Annotated in this window: 4 protein-coding genes and 1 pseudogene; all 5 read right to left on the bottom strand. The window is 67.0% G+C overall.

Annotation, left to right across the window (positions count from 1 at the left end; all coding sequences use genetic code 11):
- Positions 1–644, bottom strand: a pseudogene (tolB, locus tag ACHWRX_RS14025) (Tol-Pal system protein TolB); the annotation flags it as partial.
- Positions 641–1,747 carry a hypothetical protein gene (locus ACHWRX_RS14020; protein WP_394659649.1) on the bottom strand — a complete coding sequence of 369 codons (1,107 nt, stop codon included), beginning with the start codon at positions 1,745–1,747 and terminating at the stop codon, positions 641–643. The pseudogene tolB and the gene ACHWRX_RS14020, both read right to left, overlap by 4 nt.
- Before the next feature lie 17 nt (positions 1,748–1,764).
- Complete coding sequence (locus ACHWRX_RS14015) at positions 1,765–2,229, bottom strand: biopolymer transporter ExbD (protein ID WP_288417095.1); 465 nt, start codon at positions 2,227–2,229, stop codon at positions 1,765–1,767.
- A 1-nt stretch (position 2,230) separates the two neighbouring features.
- Positions 2,231–2,944, bottom strand: coding sequence for a protein TolQ (tolQ, locus tag ACHWRX_RS14010; protein ID WP_394659648.1), 714 nt, complete (start codon positions 2,942–2,944; stop codon positions 2,231–2,233).
- Positions 2,941–3,417 carry a YbgC/FadM family acyl-CoA thioesterase gene (locus tag ACHWRX_RS14005; protein ID WP_394659647.1) on the bottom strand — a complete coding sequence of 159 codons (477 nt, stop codon included), beginning with the start codon at positions 3,415–3,417 and terminating at the stop codon, positions 2,941–2,943. Before ACHWRX_RS14005 ends, tolQ begins: the two co-directional genes overlap by 4 nt.
- Positions 3,418–3,515 lie beyond the last annotated feature (98 nt).

The following is a 3,515-nucleotide window of genomic DNA, read 5'->3' as shown; positions in this document are numbered from 1 at the left end:
CGCTTCATCCGGCGGCCTTTCGGCCCGGTTTCGGCGATGTAGGCGATCTTGGAATCGAAGAACGGGCTTTCGCCGGACAGGCGCGAATAGACAAGGTCGGAACACTTGTGCGCCGCGCGCCGCCAGTCCGTCGCCGCGAACTGCCAGCCTGCCTTCACCAGCTGCCGAGTGAGCGAAATATCGTAGAGGTAGCAACCGACCGTCAGCTGGCCATCCGCGCTGGCCTTCACATAACCCTGCACCAGCATGTCCGCACCGCGCCCGGACCAGGTGGCGTAGCTGGGAGTCTGCACTTCGGGCAGCGTGGGTTGCGGCAGGCCATCCGGGCCGGTCGGCTTGAACAGGCCGTTGTTCTTCAGGTCCGATGCGATCACTTGCGAGATCGCTTGGCCCAGCTGCGCGGTGGAACCGGCGTTGGTCTGCGTCGGCACGTCGCGGTCGGTGGCGAAGGTGGTGATGGCGATGCCGATGTTCTGCCACTCGTTCTCGTCAGAGACGCTGCCGGTCAGGCCGCCGTCATCCGCTTCGTTCGTCGGCTGCTCCGCAACTGGCGGCGCGGGAGCATCCTGCGCAAACGTAGGAGCGGCGGCGAGGCCGGTCGCGGTGGCCAGCAGGAAGGCCAGGGTCGAAAAACGCAGCGTCATTGCGAGAGCCTCCTGTCAAAACGGAATTGAGAGACACGCTTCCACGCATCGTAGTATTGGTCCGGCAAGTCGAACGGAGCGGCTAGGCGCACCGCCTTGATCGCCTGCTCGGCATGCCGCGCCGCCTGATTGCGGTTGATATCGGTGATGCCCAACTGTTTCACGACGGTGGGCGTTCCCGCCAGCGAGCCGTCGCGGTTGAGATTGAACGACAGGATCGTGACCAGATCATCCGCGTCGGGGCCCTGCGGTGCCTGCCACTTGGGCTTGAGCTGGCGCGAGATCGCGCTGGCGAGGGAAGAACGCACTGCCGGGCCGATGCTGGGCGCGGCGGGAGCGGCGGCAGGTGTGCGATTGGGCGAGGTGGCCCCCGTCACGCCCGCCAGGAAGTCCGAGCCGATGCGGCTGCCGCCCGCCGGGGCGTTGGACTTGGAGGGCGTTTTGGACGGAGGGGATTTGGCCGCCCCCTTGGTGGCCGATCCGGTCTGCCCGGATGATGGCCGCGCGGGTGCCTTGGCGGGAGGTGCCTTCGCCGCGGGGGCTTTAGGCGCAGGCGTGCGTGGCGCGGCGGCCTTTGGCGGCGGGGCTTTCGGCGCAGGTTTTGGAGGTGCGGGACGGGGCGGTGCCGGGCGCGGCTTCGGCGCCGGCTTCGCGACCGGCTTGGGCGCAGGCGGTTTCGGAGCCGGACGCGGAACCGGCTTGGCCACGGGCTTGGGCGAAGGCTGCGGCTTGGGTTCCGCCCTGGGTTCACGCAGGGTCGGCTTGGGCGGGGTCGGTTTAGGCTTGGGCTGCGGCGGCGCAGGTTCGGGCGGCGCGGGTTCCGGCTCTGGCTGCGCTTCGGGTTCGCTCTTTGCCGGGGCGGCTTCTTCCTCGGGCTTGGGCTCACCCAGAGTGGGTGCCACCGGCGCGGCGGCCTGGCTGTTGGGTTGGGGCGAGGTGCTGGTCAGGCTCACCTGATCGCTGATCGTCACCTCGATCCGCTCGGGCGGCTTGACGACAGGGGCGGAGTGCGGACGCAGCAGCAGGATCGCCACCAGCGCAGCATGCGCGGCAATCGCGATCCCCAGGCCCAGGCCTTCATCCTTGCGCAGCGCCAAAGCCATTGTCCGTTCGGCTACCCTTACTGCCCTGAACCGGGACTGACGCCGCCACCGGTGCCGGTGACCAGCGAGATGGCGTTGAAACCGGCCCGGTTCAGCTCACCCATCACGTCCATCACCCGGCCATAGTCGAGCGCCTTGTCCGCGCGCAGCGTGACCAGCGGCTTCTTGCCGTCAGGACCATCGGGGATCGCAGCCAGGCGATCGGCCAGTTCGCCGGGCGCCAGCGCATCTTCCTCAAGATAGACGGTGCCGTCGGTCTGGATCGTGATCGTCACTTGGTTGGCTTCCTCCGCCATCGCCTTGGCGCGGCTGTCAGGCAGCTCCACCGGCACCGCCGCCTTCAGTAGCGGCGCGGTGACCATAAAGATGATCAGCAGCACCAGCATCACGTCCACCAGCGGCGTGACGTTGATTTCCGACATCGGCGCACCGGCCCGCCCGCGACCGCGCCGACGGCCGCCTCCAGACAGTCCCATCGCCATCTCAGCGCTGCTCCAGCTGCAGCGTCAGCGCGGCGTGCAGCTTGTCCGCAAAGCGCTGCAGCCGCGCCTCGAAGCCGTTCACCCGGTGCGAGAAGCGGTTGTACGCGATGACCGCCGGGATCGCCGCGAACAGGCCGATCGCGGTGGCGAACAGCGCCTCGGAAATGCCCGGCGCCACCACCGCAAGCGAGGAATTCTGCTGCTGGCCGATCTGGAAGAAGCTGTTCATGATGCCCCATACCGTGCCGAACAGGCCGACGAACGGAGCGACAGAGCCCACCGTCGCCAGGAAGTTCAACCGGTCAGACAGCTTGTCCGCCTCTTCGCCCACCGCCGAATTCATGGCCAGGCCCACGCGCTGGCGTGCGCCTTCGGGATCGACACCCGGGCCCGCCGCATTGCGCTTGTATTCCGCCAGGCCCGCGCCCGCCACTTTGCCGATCGGCACTTCGGCGCGGCGGCGTTCGCGTTGGAAAGCGTCGAAATTCTCCGCGTCCCAGAATTCCTTCTCGTAGGAATTGCAACGCCGCGCGATGCTGCCCATGCGCAGCAGGAACGATACGATGATGGTCCACGTCCACACGCTGGCGAGGATCAGGCCGACCATCACCACCTGCACCACGATGTCGGCGTCCAGGAACAGCTTGACCGGGTTGAGCCGGGTAGGCGCACCAGTCGCCGCGTCAGTCGCGGCCATGAGCAGATCGAACGTCATTCTTGTCCTTCCGGAGGTGAAGCGGGCGAGGCGTCGGTAAAAGCGGTGAAGGCCCGTTGCCAGGCTTCGGGCTGGCGGCGCGGTCGACCATCGGGGCCGACGAAGCCGACGCGCACGGTGGCTTCCGCCAGTTTCGTATCACCGCGCCATGCAATTTGCCGCATGTTACAGCTGGCGCGGCCGATCGCCTCGGCGCGCGTTTCAAGGTTCACGGTATCGCCCAGGCGCGCCGGGACCAGATAGCGCAGCGAAACCTCCGCCACCGTATAGGCCCCCTCGCCCGCGATCAGCGCCGCCGCCTGGTCGATGTCGAGCAGATCCAGCAAATCGGACCGAGCCCGCTCAAACCAGCGCAAGTAATTGGCATGATAGACGATCCCGCCCGCATCCGTGTCCTCGTAATAGACGCGCAGGGCATAGCGATGGATCGCTCCGTCAAGCACACCGCTGGCAGGAAGGGGAATGGCCGTCATTTGCACGGACCCTTAACGAGGCCCTGCCGCAGTGCAAAGTCGTGGTGCGCAGTTCATGGGGAAGAAGCGCTAATTTGCCCCGCATGAACGATGGTTAA

This window comes from uncultured Novosphingobium sp. (genome assembly GCF_964277725.1).
Classification (GTDB): Bacteria; Pseudomonadota; Alphaproteobacteria; order Sphingomonadales; family Sphingomonadaceae; genus Novosphingobium; species Novosphingobium fluoreni.
The sequence above is the reverse complement of the archived record's forward strand: the minus strand, read 5'-3'. Positions and strand labels throughout refer to the sequence as shown.